Source organism: Edwardsiella sp. EA181011 (genome assembly GCF_000800725.1).
In the GTDB taxonomy this organism is placed as follows: domain Bacteria; phylum Pseudomonadota; class Gammaproteobacteria; order Enterobacterales; family Enterobacteriaceae; genus Edwardsiella; species Edwardsiella anguillarum.
The window spans coordinates 2,450,452-2,467,553 of sequence record NZ_CP011364.1 but is presented as its reverse complement, the minus strand read 5'-3'; the positions used below and the strand labels follow the sequence as shown (position 1 = coordinate 2,467,553).

The window sequence follows — 17,102 nt, the reverse complement described above, 5'->3', positions numbered from 1 at the left end:
GCGGCGGTCCTGCACCCAATGAGGTTATCCAGCGCCGGATCTCAGGCCTGTTTGGCCTCCTCCCAGCGCTGGTGTAAGCGTTGCAAATCCTGATGCGCCTGCTTCCAGCGCGCGCTGCCCATCAGCCCCTCGCGATCGACCTGGCCGCGGTGACGCAGACGCTCGATGCGCGGCGACCCGGCGGCAGACAGATGGTCCAGCACGCTGATCGCACCCTGGCGGTTATTGCATACCAGCACCATATCACAGCCGGCGTCCAGAGACGCCTGCGCCCGCTGCGCATAGCTGCCCATCACCGCGGCCCCGTTCATCGACAGATCGTCCGAGAAGATCACCCCCTCGAAGCCCAGGGTCTGACGCAGCACCTGCTGCAGCCAGTAGGGTGAGCCGCTGGCCGGGCGGGAGTCCGCCTGTGAGTAGATCACGTGGGCCGGCATGACCGCGTCCAGCCTGGCGCGCGCATTCAGCGTCTTGAAAATAACCATATCATGCTCAACGATTTGCGCCAGCGGGCGCTCGTCGATCGGCGTCTCCTTATGGGAGTCCGCGCTCACCTTACCGTGCCCCGGGAAATGCTTGCCGGTCGCCTTCATTCCCGCCTGGTGCATCCCGTCGATAAACGCCTGCGCCAGCGGAATGGCGCTCTCCGCCTCCCGGTGAAACGCACGCTCGCCGATGGCAGCGCTGCCGTGTCCCAAATCCAGCACCGGAGCAAAGCTCAGATCGATATCCATGGCGATCATCTCGCAGGCCATCAGCCAGCCGCCCTCCAGCGCCAGACGCTGCGCCTCCTGCGGCGCATTGAGCGCGGCATAGGACTGCGCCGCCGGCAGGCGGGTAAACCCCTGATGGAAGCGCTGCACCCGTCCCCCTCCTGATCGACGGTCACCAGCAAAGGGTGGCGCGCCGCCTGGCGGATTTGGCGCACCAGCTCACGCAGCTGTGCCGGATCGTCAAAATTACGGCTAAACAGGATCACGCCACCGACCAACGGATGGTCCAGGATCTCTCGCTCCTCGGCATCCAGCGCATGGCCGGCGACATCCAGCATTACAGGGCCCACACGACGTCTCCTCTCTCGCGGCGCCGTGCGCCGCATGGATTATTGGGTTAAATTGCGCAGCAGGACATCGGCCTGCCGCCGGTAAATAGGTTGTTGGGTCTGCTGCCAGCGCAGCTCAAACCACAGCCAGGCCATATAGTCCACCCAGCCCAGCCAGCGATTCAGTTGATGCAACAGACGCGCGGCGTCACGGTAGCCCCCCTGACGACAGTAGGCCGCGACCAGCTCGGCCCGCCCGGCCCCGTCCAGGGCATAGTTACGGCTCAGCGCCGCCAAATCCAGCGCGATATCGCCGCTGGCGGCATACTCCCAGTCGATCAGTCCCACGGCGCCGTCGGCGCCGATCAGGTTGCCATCGTGAATATCCATATGCAGCAGCGCCAGCTTGAGCGGACGCGGCTCACGGCGTCGCTGCCAGCGCTGGTGCACCCGCTGCGCCAGGAACCCGCGGCGCCCGGGCGCCAGCTGCGACCAGTAGGCGGCGCAGTAGCGACGCAGCGAGCGCGACGTCAGACGCGGCGGCAGGCGGTGCAGGCACGCGACGAGCGCCGCCAGCTGCACCGTCGACAGCGTCCCCGGCGCCAGCGTCTCGCCGGGCAGCCAGCCGGCCAGCAGCCAGCCATCAACGGTGCCATAGCAGGTTGGCCCCAGCCCGGCCGCGGCGCCCATCCGCAGCGCCCGCCCCTCGCGGCGCCGATCGATCCCCAGATGGCGCCGCTGCGGCGTTATCGGACGCAGCAGAATTGTGACACTGTCACCATTTTGCGCACGCCAGTTATCGCCGCTCAGCCCCTGCGTCAGGCTAAACTGCCAGTCGGCACCCGGCAGCGAGGGAAAGCGGCGGCACAGCACCGCCCGCATGGCCTGCGGATCAGAGCGCAACCGGGCCTTTACCCGACCAGATGATCTCCCCGCTCTGCACCAGCATCAGCTGCATCGCCAGACGCGGCGACTGCACATTGCCGCTGACGGTGGTATACAGCACATACTGGGCGCTCACCTGCCGCGCCAAGCCGATCGCCTTGCTGCGCGATCCGAGGCTGTCATTGGCCGCCAGCCCTAGGCGCTGCTTGGCCTGCGCTAGCTGCGCCGCCGACACCATCTGGAAACGGGGGTTACCGGCCAGCGCGCTGCGCAGCACCTCGCTGGCGTTGGCCATACTCAGCTGGCCGTTGGTTTTATTTTGCACCCCATCCACCAGCAGAATGCTACCGGCCTCGACCCCCTGCGCGCCCAGCAGCTGATCGATCAGCGGCGCAAAGCTGCCCTGCCAGTCCACGCTGGTCATCTTGGGCGGCTGGGGTACCGGGGTGACAGCCGGCGGCGGCGGTGGCGGCGTCGGCACCACGCTGGGCTGCGCCGGCGTCGTGGGCGCCGGCGGCTGAGAGGGTGTCTCCCCGCGCGGCAGCAGCCCCTGACAGCCGCTCAGCAACAGCGCGGCCAGCGCGATCCCCGTCGTTCTCTTTATCATTATGCTCAATCCTATTTACCCCTCAGTCATAAAGGTATAGCCGCACCTGGCGCGCCTGCGGATCTCGGCTGAACGACGTCAGCCTGACCCGCTCCCCGCTGTGCAGCGTCAGACGGGCGGGCGCCGGCGCGGGCGCGATCTCCAGTCCCCGGGCGTCATACCAATAGAAGCGGTAGTGCAGCGGCAGCGTCGCGCCGCCCTCTCCGTCGCCGTAGCTGACCTGCGCCTGCGCGGTGCGTCCGCTCCCCTGCACCGTTATCTGCGGCGCGGTGGCTGTAACGCCTGCCGCCAGCAGCCCCGGCTCCATCACCAGACGCTGCTCCGCGTTGATCGGGATCCGTGACGGCGCCGCGCATCCGGCCAGCCACAGCGGCGTCAACAGCGCCAGCGCAGCCCAACTGCGATTCCCTGCCATACCTCCTCCTGCCCGGCGTCGGGCCGCGGTTAACGCGCCAGCAGCGGCCCCAGCGGACGACCGCCGAGCAGATGCATATGGATATGAAACACCTCTTGCCCCGCGTCGCGGTTGCAGTTAATCACCAGGCGGTAGCCGTTCTCATCAATCCCCTCCTGGCGCGCGATTTTTGCCGCCGCGCTGATCATCCGCCCCAGCGCCGCCTCATCCTGCGGCTGCACATCGTTCACCGTTGGGATCAGCCTATTCGGCACGATAAGCACATGGCTCGGCGCCTGCGGCGAAATATCGCGAAATGCCGTGACCAGATCGTCCCGGTACACCACATCGGCGGGAATTTCACCGCGGATAATTTTGCTAAAAATGGTCTCTTCAGCCATGACAGATATCCTTAAACAGAGAGAGGGAGAATGATGATAAGGGCCCGACTCCGCCACCCGGAACGCGCTTCACACGCCGGCGCGTGAAGCGTCTTTAGCCCGCACGCCGGCGAAACGGGGCCCGACCCCGCGTCGAGTCCCTTAATGCCCCCACGTGGCCGCAGGCGACGGAGATATTGACGGAGAATTAAGGGACGCAGTCAGCAGTATGAGTAGAGCGCGTCCGGCTTTCAAGCCTTAGACGAGCGGAACGGCGTAACTGGCGCCTTTTCCGCCGCCGCAGGGGCCGGGGCGTACCGGCGATGGCGACAGCCGCCATGGCCCGCGCGCGGCACGCGGCTAGTTTTAATGGGAAATGTAATACCGACGCACCGCCGCGACCCGATAGACTCGCCGCCGCAGGCCCCTCGCCGAATGGACGTGGAACGGCAACATGCAATATCTGGCTTTTGGGGACGGAAACGGAGCCCCCCTCGGGCGTGGAGCGCTCACCGCTGCGATTCCCCCTTGATGAGTCCGTCAGTTGGATATTGTCATAGGATTAGGGATTGAATGACGAGGAGGAGTGGCGTGTGCTTGCTGACGACCTTTCCCCGCGGCCAGGAATCATCGAGACAGGGCATTTCGGATTGATCATTCAACTAAAGCGACCACGGCTACCTGGCCATTATCCTGAATAAATAAATGATTGCACCCTGGGTCTTATTCTCACGAAGAATATGCTGAGTCAGCGTATAACCTTGGTCAACAACGGAGAGAGCCGTATCACTCCGATTGAGGATAAGGTTATCCAGGAGAGCAAAACCCAGCATTCCGCCCTGTTATTTAATATCGATGACGCCGCATACCGGCAAATATTGCTCAGCGTAAAACCCAATCGTCCTAACGCTCAGGCAATACACGTGCGACGGCATATTTTATGCTCAACGGCGGAAATATTCTCCCTCAGCACCCCGTAATAGAACATGCCGCCATGCAACAAAGAGGACCTACACACATCTCGCGCCGGATTTTTTGCCGGTGGCGATTTCACGCACTCCCCCTACGGGAGACTCATCCGCAACGGTGGCTCGGGTGGGGCCTTGCATCCCCCAGCAATGAAAAAACCCACTGAAAAACACAGTTCAGTGGGTTTATGACGCCCCGCACGGGGCGTTGTTCAGCGCGGCGTCAGGGTTACTGCTGGGACTGACTCATTTTCCCCTGGCGATCCAGCATCAGCTGCATGCGCTTTTCAAAATTCTGGTTAACCTGCGTCTTCTGCTCCGGGGTCAGCAGATTGTAGATCTGGTTTTCCATCTTCATCCTGGCCAGCGCCGCGTCATTGCGCGTCTTGTTGTTGGCCTCAATCTGCGCGCGCGCGGCCGCCTCATCGAACTTATCGCTGGCAACCAGCTGATGCATCTGCTTAAAGCGGTCCACGCTATGGGGCATCGGGTGCGTATTGCGGAACTGCAGACGAATGTCGCGGATCTGCTGGCGCTGCTCCGGCGTCAGCTGGATCCCGGCCAGCATGCCGCCGTCGTGCCGGGCGCCTTTTTTCTGCATCATCTGATTTTGATGGTGCATCGTCCCCACGCCATTACCATGCCCCATGCCATTACCCATATCATGACCCATGCCATTGCCCATGCCATTCTGCACCTGCGCGGCGGTGCTATCGGCCGCATTCGCCGCGCCAACGCCCAGAGCCAGAGTCGAAGCAAGAAGGAGTGCCGTCATTTTACGCATTGAGAATTCCTCTGTATCAATTTATGTTCGGTGATTTCACCGTGTGCCTGGAAATAAATTTAGCGGAAAAGAGTTCAAGTAATTATATCCAGTGTAAATAACTGAAAGCAGAATTACGCGAAATAGCTTAATTATGGATTAATTATGAAGAGTCGGGATAAAACTGGTTATTGCGCTGCGCCATCCCCTGCGACCGCTCGCCCGCGGCGCAAGGCAATGCCGGCACGATCAGCCGGCGCGCCGTAAATAAAATAGCCAACGAGGCGCGGGGTAATAGAATTAAATAGGAAAAGGGTTAATTAATCCAGTCAAAAATACAACACTGTCCCGATAATTCGCTGGAGTCGATCAGAGCCCCGCCGCGGCGAGGCTCCCCCCATCCGCTGAATTTATTGATGCATCCAGCGATCGTGATATTGCTGCATCTGCTGCAGGCCGCGCTTGGCGTTATCGTTAAAGGCCTTTTTTTGCTCCGGTGTCAGCACGCTGTACATCTGGTGCTCCATCTTCAAACGCTGAACCAGCTGCTGATTGCGCTTGGCACCCGAGGCGTCCAGCTGCGCACGCACGGCACTTTCGTCAAATTTATCGCCGGTAATGATTTGCTGACGCTGTTTAAAGGCATCGTGCCAGGCGGCGCTGTCGCTCTGGGCGGCATACTGGCGCGCGATATCTCGCATCTGCTGACGCTGCGCGTCGCTGAGATTCAGCCCATCAAACATACCGCCGCGGTAGCGTCCATGATGGCCGTCGCGCCACATCATATGGTGATAGCCCGAGCCCATCATCATACCGCCGTCCTGCCAGCAGGGCGGCGTATCGTCATCCTGCTGCGGCTGTGCCCAGGCCGCCCCCACGCTCAGCGCTAGCGACGCCGCCAGCGCCATCACCGTCAATTTTCTCATGTTTTGCTCCTTGTCGAGTCCAGCGTCTTACTGCGCAGAATGCCCCCCGTGGCGGCCCTCATGCGCACGGAAACTCTCTATGGAGTGAGCTTACCCCCTCAGCGCGCTAATGACAGCGCATTCACGTAAATTATTGTAAACCACCACGCGCCCCCGCTATCCCAAAAGCAAGACACGGCACAACTGCTAAAAATACCCCGCCCCCTCTGCGCGATTCACCGTCTGGCGCCCTGCGGATCCGCTGCCCGCGGAGAACATCACAAAAATGCAATTGTGATTCTAAAAAATTAAAACAGCATTTCATTTTATGTTGAAGCCCCGCCAGGATTGGGTTAGGATCCTCATCAGCACACGGGATCGGCCCAATGCCTGAGCCCGTCGGGTGTTACTGAGCATAACGAGGTAAAAATGGAAGTCCGTCAAAGCATCCACAGCGATCACGCGAAGCAGCTCGACACCGCCGGTCTGCGCCGTGAGTTTCTCATCGATACCGTCTTCGACGCCGATCGCTATACCATGGTGTACAGCCATATCGACCGCATAATCGTCGGCGGCATCATGCCCGTGACGCAGAGCGTCTCTATCGGCAACGAGGTGGGAAAGCAGCTGGGCGTCGGCTATTTTCTTGAGCGCCGCGAGCTGGGCGTTATCAATATCGGCGGCCCCGGCGTCATCGACATCGACGGCGAGCGCTATGAGATCGGCCCACGTGAGGCCCTGTATGTCGGCCAGGGCGCGCGCGTCCTGCATTTCGCCAGCCTGGATAGCACCTGCCCGGCCAAGTTCTACTACAACTGCGCGCCGGCCCATACCCACTACCCAAACCGCAAAATAACCCCGGCCGATGTTTCTCCGCAGACCCTGGGCGATGCCAAGACCAGCAATCGCCGCACCATCAATAAATACATGGTGCCGGAGGTGCTGCCGACCTGTCAGCTGTCGATGGGGCTGACGGAGCTTGAGGAGGGCAACCTGTGGAATACCATGCCGTGCCACACCCATGAGCGCCGCATGGAGGTGTACTTCTATTTCAATATGGCGCCGGACAGCTGCGTATTCCACATGATGGGGCAGCCGCAGGAGACACGGCATATCGTGATGCGCAACGAACAGGCCGTGATCTCCCCCAGCTGGTCTATCCATTCGGGCGTCGGCACCCAGGCCTACACCTTTATCTGGGGCATGGTGGGAGAAAACCAGGTCTTTGACGATATGGACCACCTCGCCATTACCGATTTGCGCTAACCGTTATTTTTCATTCATCCGCACGCCGGCGGGGATGCCGGCGCGCCAGTTAAAGGACAATACGCATGATTCTGGATACATTCTCTCTGCAGGGTAAAGTTGCGATGGTGACCGGGTGCGATACCGGTCTGGGTCAGGGCATGGCGCTGGGTCTGGCGCAGGCCGGCTGCGATATCGTCGGCGTCAACGTGGTCGAGCCGACGGAGACCGCAGAAAAGGTGCGCGCGCTGGGACGCCAGTTTGTCAGCCTGACTGCCGACCTGCGCGATCAGGCGGTGATCCCGGATCTGGTGGCCCAGGCCGTCGCCGCCTACGGTCATATCGATATTCTGGTAAATAACGCCGGGATCATTCGCCGTCAAGACGCCATCGACTTCAGCGAAAAGGACTGGGACGACGTGATGAACCTGAACATTAAGAGCGTCTTCTTCCTGTCGCAGGCCGTGGCGCGCCAGTTTATTGCGCAGGGACAGGGCGGCAAGATCATCAACATCGCCTCCATGCTCTCCTTCCAGGGGGGATCCGGGTGCCCTCTTATACCGCATCCAAGAGCGCGGTGATGGGCGTAACCCGTCTGCTGGCCAACGAATGGGCCAAGCACGGCATCAACGTCAACGCCATTGCACCGGGCTATATGGCCACCAATAACACCCAGCAGCTGCGCAGCGACGAATCCCGCAACAAGGAGATCCTGGAGCGTATTCCGGCCGCGCGCTGGGGCCTGCCGCAGGATCTGATGGGCCCGGTGGTCTTCCTCTCGTCTCCGGCATCCGACTATGTCAACGGCTATACCCTGGCCGTCGACGGGGGCTGGCTGGCCCGCTAACCGTCGGGAGGGCTCCGCGAAAGCGCCGGGGCCCTCCGCACGCTCCCCTTGCCCGGTTGGATGGCGAAACGCGGGCCGCTCAGCGGCACCTTCTCCGTAGACCACCGCAGCGAACCACGCCCCCAGACCAATGCGGCGCAGCCTGATAAGCATTTCTTATTATTGGCACCGTCAGCGTAACCCCGATGATACCTGCACAAAGATTGATTTTGGTCATTATTTAATCGCCAAACTTTTGCTTCTATGAAAACTCACTTATGTGAGTGCTATCACAATAAATTACTAATACCTTACTTATTCGGTTCCTTACTGCAGGAGGTTCGTCATGTCGGTCGTTCACACCCGTCTTAACCTGTTCGGCGGCGATACGCTGATCGTACGCTGCGCCCACCGGTTCTCCGTTCACCTGGCCAGCGATGAAAATCCCCACCTTCAGCAGGCCGCAGCGGCGGCCTCCCTCAGTCAACAGCCCCATGGTGAGCTCTATCTCAGTATCCCCTTCAGCGGCCTATGGAGTTTGATTATTGACGCACAGGGCGATGCGATAGAGCACTCCGTACGCTATTTACCGGCATAGCGTCGGGTCAACGCACTCCCGATGCCGCTCTCCCCCAAACGCCGGGAGATTCTGGGCAGCACAGATCAGCGTAGCGTATCCGCGATGCGCAACGCCTTTTCCCTGCCCTGCGTTACCCCATCGCCAGCGCAGCGACGGAGATTAAAAGCATCCTGCGCACCTTAATTGGCGCAGTATTAAGAGGTATTAAAAATAACTTAGGATATTTCCATTACGGAAGAAAATTATTATTTCAGCGCGTAAAAGCCATTATCTACAAAACATGTGGAAGTGTTATTAATTATTAACGCGAAAATATTGACATGGTAGATAACCATAACGCCATGGACACATTTTTATTTTCAACGGAATAGGCATTAGGCTAAATTTAGATATTTATCTCGATCTGCGCAAAGGGTACAGAGTATAAATCCAAAAGTAACACTTATGTTAAAATTCAACTCTAGCGAAATGACGCCTACAAAAATCGCGAAAAATGAATGACAGAATCGTCTGATATAGCCAACCATCCAGCGCAACCGTATATTCCTCAGCGCCGAAAGCATTTGCGCTAATAACCTAAGAAAATGAGCCATTGCCTTCTTTAGCTGCATAGTTCAATTACCTCAACAGACAACGTTAGCGAAGGTTATGTTAATCGGGCCGGAATAACCCCGTTATTTTCGACAAGCATCTCACGTAGAAAATTGGCCATAAACGATGAAAAAACGTCAATTCATTTTACTTCTCTCCCTTCTCCCTCTCACTCCCCCACTGGCTTACGCCAGCAATACTAGCGGAGCCTTCAGCGGCAGCTACCAGGCCGGCGGCGCGCAGGCCGACAGCCAGAACGCCATCGCCCTGGGCAACGGCGCCCATGTTACGGCCGGAGCCCACAGCGCCGTCGCCGTCGGGGTCAGCGCTACGGTAAATTCATCCCTTGATGGCATCGCCATCGGCAGCCGGGCGGCGATCCAGGGCAAGGCCGACGGCGCCACCGCCATTGGCAGCGGCAGCCAGATCGACAGCAACAACGTCGGCAGTAACGCCATTGGGATCAATAGCCATGTCCACACCGACGCCGCCGGCGCCAATGCCATCGGCGACACCGCCAGCGTCGGTAGCGCAGCCGCGGGCGCCAACGCCATCGGCCTCTTTAGCCAGATCGGCGACAATGCCAGCGGCGCCGTCGCCTTGGGCAGCGACGCCAGCGTCGGCGACAACGCCCGCAGCAGCGTCGCTATCGGCGATCATGCCGGCGTGGCCAGCGGCGCTGCCAACGCCGTCAGCATCGGCGATCACAGCACCAACCAGCGCAGCCAGACCGTCTCATTCGGCAATGCCGTCCATCAGCGCCAGCTCACCCACGTCGCCGCCGGCACACAGTCTACCGACGCCGTGAATCTCGGGCAGCTGAACCGCGTGGCCATGGCTGGACAGCAGCGTCAGCGGCTGCTGCAGCGCAATAGCGTCAGCATTCACGCTAACGGACAGAATATTGCCGGGAATCGTCAGCAAATCAGCGACAACGGTCAACAGATCGCCGACAACGCACAGGATGTGCGCGACAATGGCCAGCGTATCCATCGCAATGCGCAGACGATTCAGCGTCACTGGCGGGCGGTCAATGAGTGGCAAAGCGGCATCAGCCGCCATCTTGGCGCCCTGCAGCACCAGATCGACAACAACCGTCATGAAATGCGTCAGATCGCCGCCAAGGATGCCGCGCTGGCCGGGCTATTCCAGCCCTATAGCGTCGGTAAATTCAACGCCAGCGCCGCGCTGGGAGGCTATAAGGATCAGCAGGCCATCGCCGTCGGCATGGGCTACCGCTTCACCCAACGGCTGGCGGCCAAAGCCGGCGCCGCCGTTAACGACAGCTCGCTGGAGTATAACGTCGGCGTCAACTACGAATTCAACTGAGCGGCCCCGCGCTCTGCGGACGCTAAAGGAGAAAAAGCGACGGTGCGACGGAAGGCTGAAACGAAAAACCCCGCGCGATGCGCGGGGTTTGAATTTGGCGGAGTTCGACCATCTGTGGAAAAACGATGCCGCTGCTGGATACCCTCAACTGAAGTTACTGGGTCGGATCGGTATGTCATGAGCTGAATATCGCCCCGCCGACGTACTACTGGCGCTGTAAATACCACCAGCATCCGGAGGGAAGCCCCGATACCGGACATTGCACCGCTTATCATCTGGGAAATCCCCCATGGACGTGGGGAAGATCGATCCGGCGGGTCCTTTCGCGGCACCGTGTCCGGAAATCCCCCATGGATGTGGGGAAGATCCCTTATATTGTTAAAGAGCATGCTAAACCAACTACATATTGTGGTTAACTTACTGGTCGAGTCGCTTGTCTACCACTAACTGCAGGCCGTTTATCTCACAGAGCGTCTTGGTCGGAAATCCTATGGTTCGGATCTGATACCCCCGGTGTTCTAGCAATGCTTTTAAATATCAGCACCCTCGCTGCCAGTGAACCGTGCTGGTAAAGGTATTCGATCACGGTGTCAGCAACCGAATCCTTGATACCGGAAATGAAAGTATTTAGCCGCGGTTCAATAAACCAAAGTTTCATTCGTCATCGAACTGCTGGAGGTAAATCATTAGCTAGCACTGTTGGCCAGCCATCTCATCGACTGACAGGGATGAATAATTACTTTCCAAAAGGATTAAATAGCAATAGTTCATCTGGTACGATTATTACGGTAACGAACAAAATCGCTCATAACTTTTAGTACCACTTTATTTTGATGCATTCTGTTTTATCTCAGCATAACGGGCTGTCAATTGTTTCAAATGTATCTCCATTTGGACCCTGGCAGCAGCAGGTAAAGGTTCTCCCGCTGCATTTTGTGACAATACCCGCAGTTGCTCTTCAGCCGGTATGGATTTGTTAAATGACTGTATTGCGGAAAATACAACGGATTTTAGCTCACTGACCGTCATATATTTCCCCCTCTGCTCATCCAGGCCGTTCAGTCTGTCACTCAGTTTTTGTAGTGTTGTCATTCCCTGATACCAGCCATTGAGCTGTTCTACCGGTAATGCGGCCGAATTAATCTGTTGTTGCCATTGCTGTGCCAGAGGTTTAGCTTGCTCTGGCCACAGAACCCTGGCCTGCTCAATCAACTGACGACTGTTGTCAATATTCCAGTCAGGAGGCAATTTATCCAGCCGGGTCAGCTGCTGCTGTGTTTGCGCGATTACAGCCTGTGGTATCGGTGCTTGCTGACGCAGCATATCCAGTTGTTCAGGCGTGAGAGGTGCTGGTAACGGAGCCAGTGAGGCTGCAAACTGAATCTGCAATGGATCTGGCCGGTGAATATACTGCCAACTCCATACCGCTGCGGCGCTGATCACCAGCATGGTACACATCCCAACAGCGAAGGATTTCCACTTTTTTACCAATGTGGGCGCTGGCGCCAGCACATCCACGTTCGGCCGCTGTTCATGCTGCGCCACGTACACCCACTTCACGGCACAGTCCGGTGCGCAGAGCTCTTCATACGGACTATCGGCCAAGTCCCTTGCTGACGGACCCTGTCCATGCATTACCACGATACCTGGCTGAGTTATTGACCCGGTATGGGATATGTCATCGCTGTTTTCTAACCGAACGGCACTGTTATGCATCAGGGTACACAAAGTATCTAACTGGCTGAGATGTTTCAGCTCCAGACGTTGTAATACGGCGCCTAGTTTGGTAAGTAATTGCTCAGCCTGATACAGCTGGCTGAGGTCACTGTAATTCAGCGGGAGTGCGCGCATCCGTTGCTGCAGGCGCTGACTTAGGCTACTGAGGATTTCCATGCGAGCATGCACTGGCTGCGGCCAGAGTGCTCCCCACTGATGGCTTATCAGGGCCTCAAGTATCGCCAGACCTTCATTGAGCCCGAGTAAACCGGCCAGCTGCGTACGCGCAAGCGTATACCAGGCTGCTGTTTGTAATTCCACGCCATTCTGCTCAAACAGTGAGAGACAGAGTTTTTCCACATAATGCCAGTTCACATCCGGGCGCGCCGGATGCCTCAGCTTATTCAGTTCATCGCGTAGGGTAGCGTAATCCGACAGCGTCCTGGGGTCACCACCAGTTTGGATTTTACGTGAGGTAATGTCATTCATGAGCAGTTGTCCATTGAGCGTATCAGGAGTTTTTGAAGGTTATTGTTTATGCAACTTCGCTTTCTGCATGTTCAGAGGGGACTGGTATTACAACACCAGCAGCTATGTCAGAAGCGCTAAAATCAGACTAAAAAATATGCTCTCATCAAAACCCTGTCCGGAGGGGGATAAAGCACCAGGCGGAGTAAAGGCCCACTTGTTCACCGTTCCAGACCGCATAAATAATCGCCCCAGAGGTGTCACGGGGCCTCCATCATGGAAGGTCGCCTCCACACACCCGGTCACACCCTGACCATAAAGGAATGCCGGCACGAATTTTACAGAACGATCGTCGATACTCAGAGCGAGGGCGGCAATCTCAAATGCTCTCCCCTCAACCAGCAGGTCCGTAACGGATGTACTGACCGTCTCCACATTCAGTCCGGTACCCACCAGCCACGCGTCCATCTGCTCCTGAAGCTGTGTCATTCGCAGGCGAAACTCTGCAATATCGGCCTGAGTCCTGCTGGTAAACGAGACCGGGGTGGGCTGTCTGGCGTGGAGTTTTTTGAGAAACTGTGATTTTACTGACATAGTGTTAACTGGCCTTATAGACGGATTGTGGTATCGATATACTGCCGTTGCTTCAGGTGTCTCAGCATCACTCGTCCCTCGGGCATAAACTCGGTTCCGTAACGCACGAGGCCAATACCCTTCAGCTCAGCATCAATGGCATAACGCAACTCGCCGGGGACGTTCTGCTCCAGCAGGACTACAGTGATTTTTTTTAGGCGAGGCTCATATTTGAGCAGAACAGTCGACAGGGTGCCCAGCATCTCATGGGCGGTACCCGGCATGCCCTGGAGAACTCTGGTCATATCGGGTAGGCCATAGTCCGGCAGATGCGCCAGCGTGCCGGTGCGACAGTTAAGGATACGCTGCATGTTATCGAGCACCGATAAAATCACCTGGTTCTGCTCACTGACCTGCGACAGCGGAAGACCACCGGTAAAATGGCCAGTGAGCATTTCATACAGCGACGGCGTGTTGTGTCCCTGGGGCATCAATCATCCTTAAGGGGTTGTAGCGTCAGGTGGTTATTGCCCGCTTCCAAAATGCGCGGCTTATCCGGATCCAGGTCGTCTCGTTCGATAACCTGCTTCCAGGTGTTGTTGACCATATCCGGATGACGGAACAGCCCCACCACCGCCACAAACTGAGCGTCTTCTTCCATCGGCATATTCAGGTTCGCATCACCGCCCGGCTTCACCACCACATCACGACTCGCCAGCAGGTCAACTTTCAGAATGGCCTCCCCATCTTTCAGCAACTGCTGGTAGACCACTTTGTCGAAGGTTTTGCGGTCTTTCAGCTGCCAGACACGAATAACCACCGGCTCAGACAGCGAGTTACTCTCGCGGGAATCTGTGTTCAACGCTTCACGGGCAGTGAAATCCAGGTGCAGCACCTTAATCTTTTTGTAGAACACGGCGTTAAAGGCCGATTTGGTGCCATCGGTGATGCCCTGCGTCACCCCACAGCCCGCCAGACTGAATGCCAGCAGGGGTAACAGCCAGCGAGCTGTTTTAGTTAAATTTGTACGTAACACATCGGTTTCCTTGTCGTGGTGTGGCGGGCTGAAGGCCGGTGTAATAGCCCAGTTCCGTCGTAAAGGTCTGCGGGATATCATCCGGGAGGGCTTCGTCTTCCGCGCCCAGTACGCCATTCATCCCCAGCCAGAATGGGCCTTCACCGAGCGGCGGCGTGGCCAGCAACCGGGTAGCGGTAGTCAGGGTGATTTTTGCCTTGAAGCGCCAGCCAAGATAGACACGCAGCATCACCAGAAAGTCCTGATACAACAGACCGTCCGGCCTCCAGCCCTGCGACTCCTGTTCGCTTTCGGTGGACAGGGCGATCAGCAGCTGACTGTTGGCATCCATTGCTTCGTCCCCAACGGCGTGTTGCCGTCCAGCAGAAAATCATCATCGCCGTAAAAACCCAGCGGCTGGCTGACCTCCACCGGACGCAGACAGTACGGACTGACCCTGACGGTGGTATCCGGTGCCAGCAGGCTGACCAGGGCCTGCATACCCTCCTGAGTTTTACCGGGCTGGCGCAGCCCCCCCAGCAGCGCCAGAAATCGGGATATCGGTGTGGCAATATGGTTTTCCGTACCGGGAATGCCCAGCCCCACCAGGCCCAGCAACGACTGCGATATGCTGTCAGTTCCGCCGGGCTCGAAGCTTGCCGGGTAAGAGTATTTACGCCAGATGCGGTAAAACTGCGTCAGGATGCGGTGGCTGAATATATCGAGAAAACTCTGCAGCGCTTCATATCCGTCAGCCCGCAGCGTGATGTCATCGAGATACGCTGTCGGCAATGGCGAATCAACGCCGTACATGCCTAGAAATGTGGTGCGAATGACCGGCGGTTTGCTGTCATCGTCTTCGTCGTATTCAACCGCCTTCAGCTCACTGGCCGGAAAGCCCATCCCAGGGTGTGGTGCAAATCGCACCGGGTCGTCACCGGGATGGCTGGTTGAGCCCATCAGCGGCCGGTCCGGATTCAGTTTCTCCAGCAGTTGACATAAGCGGTAAAAGTTAATGCGGTGCAGGTCGGCTTCCAGCCGCGGGGTCAGCCGGGAATGCGACGGTTGTGCTTCTCTTCCCATTCCAGGCGCTCTCCGGTTGGTTGTAGGATGATAATCAGGCGATTAAACAGATAGATATCGGTATAGAGCGCAAAGAAGCGGCTCAGCATCTCGCCAAACAGGCAGATATCGCCCCGCCCGGAAAAGCCATGGCCGTCGAGCGTCACTTCAATCTGCACGCCACGCACCAGGTAGCCCTGCTCAAAGCGCTCGGTTTCGCTGTGTTTCACCTCGATGATGGCTTCCAGACGACGGCGGTTCATCTCGCTGCTGGTCCATTCATACAGCGCCAGGGTACCACGCAGCACTTCGGCGTTATCCATCATCGAGAGGAAACTGCTGCCGAGATGGCTCAGCACACGCCAGTGGAAGCGGTCCTGGGCTGGCGGATAACAGGGCAACGTCGGGGCGCAAAGATTACGCACGGTAATACTGGCGGAGGTGGTTTTCATCACCGTATCCAGCACCGTGCTTTGCAGAGCGCGGCGCGGCAGCTGCCCGTTGGTGCCGGTCAGCGTCAGAGACAGGTGCTCATCTTCCGGGACAGTGTGGTTATCAAAGGCTTCTCCACCCAGGATAAGCCAGGTATTGTGCAATCCCGACGGACCCCGCCGCACGCGAGTGTGATAGTAATACTCGGGGGCTTCGTGACGCATCATGCCGCCTTTGTGGCGGAAGCTTGAGAACGGCACGTAGGTATGCTGGCCTGAAGACATCACCGAATCCACAGCGTAAATCTCGGTATGGCCATCCTGTACGCGCATCGGACGCAGCATGTACTCTGTCTGCAACGAGTTCAGCGTCAGCGGATCTGATTCCAGCGGGAACAGGTTAATCACCGGCACGCAGTTCATGCGCAGATGTTTTTCCGTAAAGCTGAAGTCATGCTCCCAGCGCTCCGCCAGCACCACGTCGATTTCAAACCAGGGGAGCTCAACCGGGAAGGCCACGGTCTCCAGACCACGCAGGCCGGTGAACATGAATTTCTCGCGGAACGTAAAGTACTCCAGCAGCAGCTGGTAGCCGCTGAAACTGCTGTTTCCCGTCGGCCACAGCGCATCGTCATCACCAAACCCAAGCGCAGTAAAGTGGCCGTCAAACGGTCTTCTGTCCACATCGCCGGGGAGGCGCAGCCACATCCGTGCCACGTTCATGGTAAACGCTTCGTGCATGGCACAGGCCAGCGGGGCGTCAGCATTGAGATAGAGCGAAATATGGCTAAGGTCAAGACGACTCCAGTCCGCAAGACTGCTGCAACTGAAGCGCAGCGTCACGACTGAGCGGCCATCCGGATCGGTTGCCAGACTCGCCCGTGCAAGCGACAGCGGCTGGAGATTAATTTCCTTTGTGGTGGTATAGCAACAGCGCGTACCCTTCTCACCAATCGGCCGGGAATGGACCTCGAAGCCTTTGGCTACCCGCATCGGCTCTTTCATCTGGAGCCAGTCCGGGGAGAATTCGACCACCGACAAGGACGGGATGGTGCGCAGATAATGCGGCCACAGCAGGCTGACCAGCCCTTCAGTCAGCTCTGGTAAATCATCGTCGAGCTTCTCGCGAAGCCGGCCCATCAGGAAAGCAAAACCTTCGAACAGGCGTTCGACATACGGGTCGCGTGCGCCCGCTTTATCAAGATTGAGCATTGCCGCCTGTTCAGGGTGGGCCTGAGCAAATTCTTCACCCGCTTCGAGCAGGTAGCGCATTTCGGCGTCGTAATAACGCAGGGTTAAGTCGTCCATAGAAACCTGAGTGT

14 protein-coding genes and 3 pseudogenes are annotated in these 17,102 nt (G+C 58.0%); 4 read left to right on the top strand and 13 right to left on the bottom strand.

Going from position 1 to position 17,102, the window contains the following annotated elements:
- Positions 1–41: 41 nt before the first annotated feature.
- From nagZ to QY76_RS10825, 7 genes and pseudogenes are all read right to left on the bottom strand, one after another.
- Positions 42–1,063 (bottom strand): annotated as a pseudogene (gene nagZ / locus QY76_RS10855) (beta-N-acetylhexosaminidase).
- A 39-nt stretch (positions 1,064–1,102) separates the two neighbouring features.
- Complete coding sequence (locus QY76_RS10850) at positions 1,103–1,945, bottom strand: phosphotransferase (RefSeq protein WP_034163309.1); 843 nt, start codon at positions 1,943–1,945, stop codon at positions 1,103–1,105.
- Positions 1,935–2,531 carry a penicillin-binding protein activator LpoB gene (gene lpoB / locus QY76_RS10845; RefSeq protein ID WP_034163456.1) on the bottom strand — a complete coding sequence of 199 codons (597 nt, stop codon included), beginning with the start codon at positions 2,529–2,531 and terminating at the stop codon, positions 1,935–1,937. The genes QY76_RS10850 and lpoB overlap by 11 nt, the downstream gene beginning before the upstream one ends.
- A gap of 25 nt (positions 2,532–2,556) precedes the next feature.
- A complete protein-coding gene (locus QY76_RS10840) occupies positions 2,557–2,949 on the bottom strand; it encodes a YcfL family protein (protein WP_034163308.1) in 393 nt (130 codons plus the stop codon).
- 29 nt (positions 2,950–2,978) lie between these two features.
- Complete coding sequence (hinT, locus tag QY76_RS10835; protein WP_034163307.1) at positions 2,979–3,329, bottom strand: purine nucleoside phosphoramidase; 351 nt, start codon at positions 3,327–3,329, stop codon at positions 2,979–2,981.
- A gap of 1,176 nt (positions 3,330–4,505) precedes the next feature.
- On the bottom strand, positions 4,506–5,060 hold the full coding sequence (locus tag QY76_RS10830; protein WP_034163305.1) for a Spy/CpxP family protein refolding chaperone: 555 nt from the start codon (positions 5,058–5,060) through the stop codon (positions 4,506–4,508).
- Positions 5,061–5,449: 389 nt separating this feature from the next.
- Complete coding sequence (locus QY76_RS10825; protein ID WP_045428105.1) at positions 5,450–5,965, bottom strand: Spy/CpxP family protein refolding chaperone; 516 nt, start codon at positions 5,963–5,965, stop codon at positions 5,450–5,452.
- A gap of 408 nt (positions 5,966–6,373) precedes the next feature.
- On the opposite strand from QY76_RS10825, the gene kduI reads away from it, so the two are divergent.
- The 4 genes and pseudogenes from kduI to QY76_RS10805 all read left to right on the top strand — a co-directional run bounded on the left by kduI (position 6,374) and on the right by QY76_RS10805 (position 10,515).
- Positions 6,374–7,210, top strand: coding sequence for a 5-dehydro-4-deoxy-D-glucuronate isomerase (kduI, locus tag QY76_RS10820; protein ID WP_034163303.1), 837 nt, complete (start codon positions 6,374–6,376; stop codon positions 7,208–7,210).
- Between the two features lie 65 nt (positions 7,211–7,275).
- Positions 7,276–8,036: pseudogene (gene kduD, locus QY76_RS10815) on the top strand (2-dehydro-3-deoxy-D-gluconate 5-dehydrogenase KduD).
- Positions 8,037–8,361: 325 nt separating this feature from the next.
- Positions 8,362–8,613: a hypothetical protein gene (locus tag QY76_RS10810; protein WP_034163301.1), complete on the top strand. Its 252-nt coding sequence runs from the start codon at positions 8,362–8,364 to the stop codon at positions 8,611–8,613.
- Positions 8,614–9,312: 699 nt separating this feature from the next.
- Complete coding sequence (locus tag QY76_RS10805) at positions 9,313–10,515, top strand: YadA C-terminal domain-containing protein (protein ID WP_045428108.1); 1,203 nt, start codon at positions 9,313–9,315, stop codon at positions 10,513–10,515.
- An 825-nt stretch (positions 10,516–11,340) separates the two neighbouring features.
- Here QY76_RS10805 and QY76_RS10795 read toward each other — a convergent pair.
- The 6 genes and pseudogenes from QY76_RS10795 to tssF all read right to left on the bottom strand — a co-directional run bounded on the left by QY76_RS10795 (position 11,341) and on the right by tssF (position 17,088).
- Positions 11,341–12,720 carry a VasL domain-containing protein gene (locus QY76_RS10795; RefSeq protein ID WP_045428111.1) on the bottom strand — a complete coding sequence of 460 codons (1,380 nt, stop codon included), beginning with the start codon at positions 12,718–12,720 and terminating at the stop codon, positions 11,341–11,343.
- A gap of 102 nt (positions 12,721–12,822) precedes the next feature.
- Entirely contained in the window at positions 12,823–13,293 is a 471-nt protein-coding gene (locus QY76_RS10790) for a hypothetical protein (protein WP_045428114.1), read from the bottom strand.
- A 14-nt stretch (positions 13,294–13,307) separates the two neighbouring features.
- Complete coding sequence (tssE, locus tag QY76_RS10785; RefSeq protein ID WP_045428116.1) at positions 13,308–13,763, bottom strand: type VI secretion system baseplate subunit TssE; 456 nt, start codon at positions 13,761–13,763, stop codon at positions 13,308–13,310.
- Positions 13,763–14,308, bottom strand: coding sequence for a type VI secretion system lipoprotein TssJ (gene tssJ, locus QY76_RS10780; protein ID WP_045428119.1), 546 nt, complete (start codon positions 14,306–14,308; stop codon positions 13,763–13,765). Before tssJ ends, tssE begins: the two co-directional genes overlap by 1 nt.
- Positions 14,286–15,370 (bottom strand): annotated as a pseudogene (gene tssG, locus QY76_RS10775) (type VI secretion system baseplate subunit TssG). Before tssG ends, tssJ begins: the two are co-directional and overlap by 23 nt.
- Entirely contained in the window at positions 15,334–17,088 is a 1,755-nt protein-coding gene (gene tssF / locus QY76_RS10770; RefSeq protein ID WP_045428125.1) for a type VI secretion system baseplate subunit TssF, read from the bottom strand. The pseudogene tssG and the gene tssF overlap by 37 nt, the downstream one beginning before the upstream one ends.
- Positions 17,089–17,102: the final 14 nt, after the last annotated feature.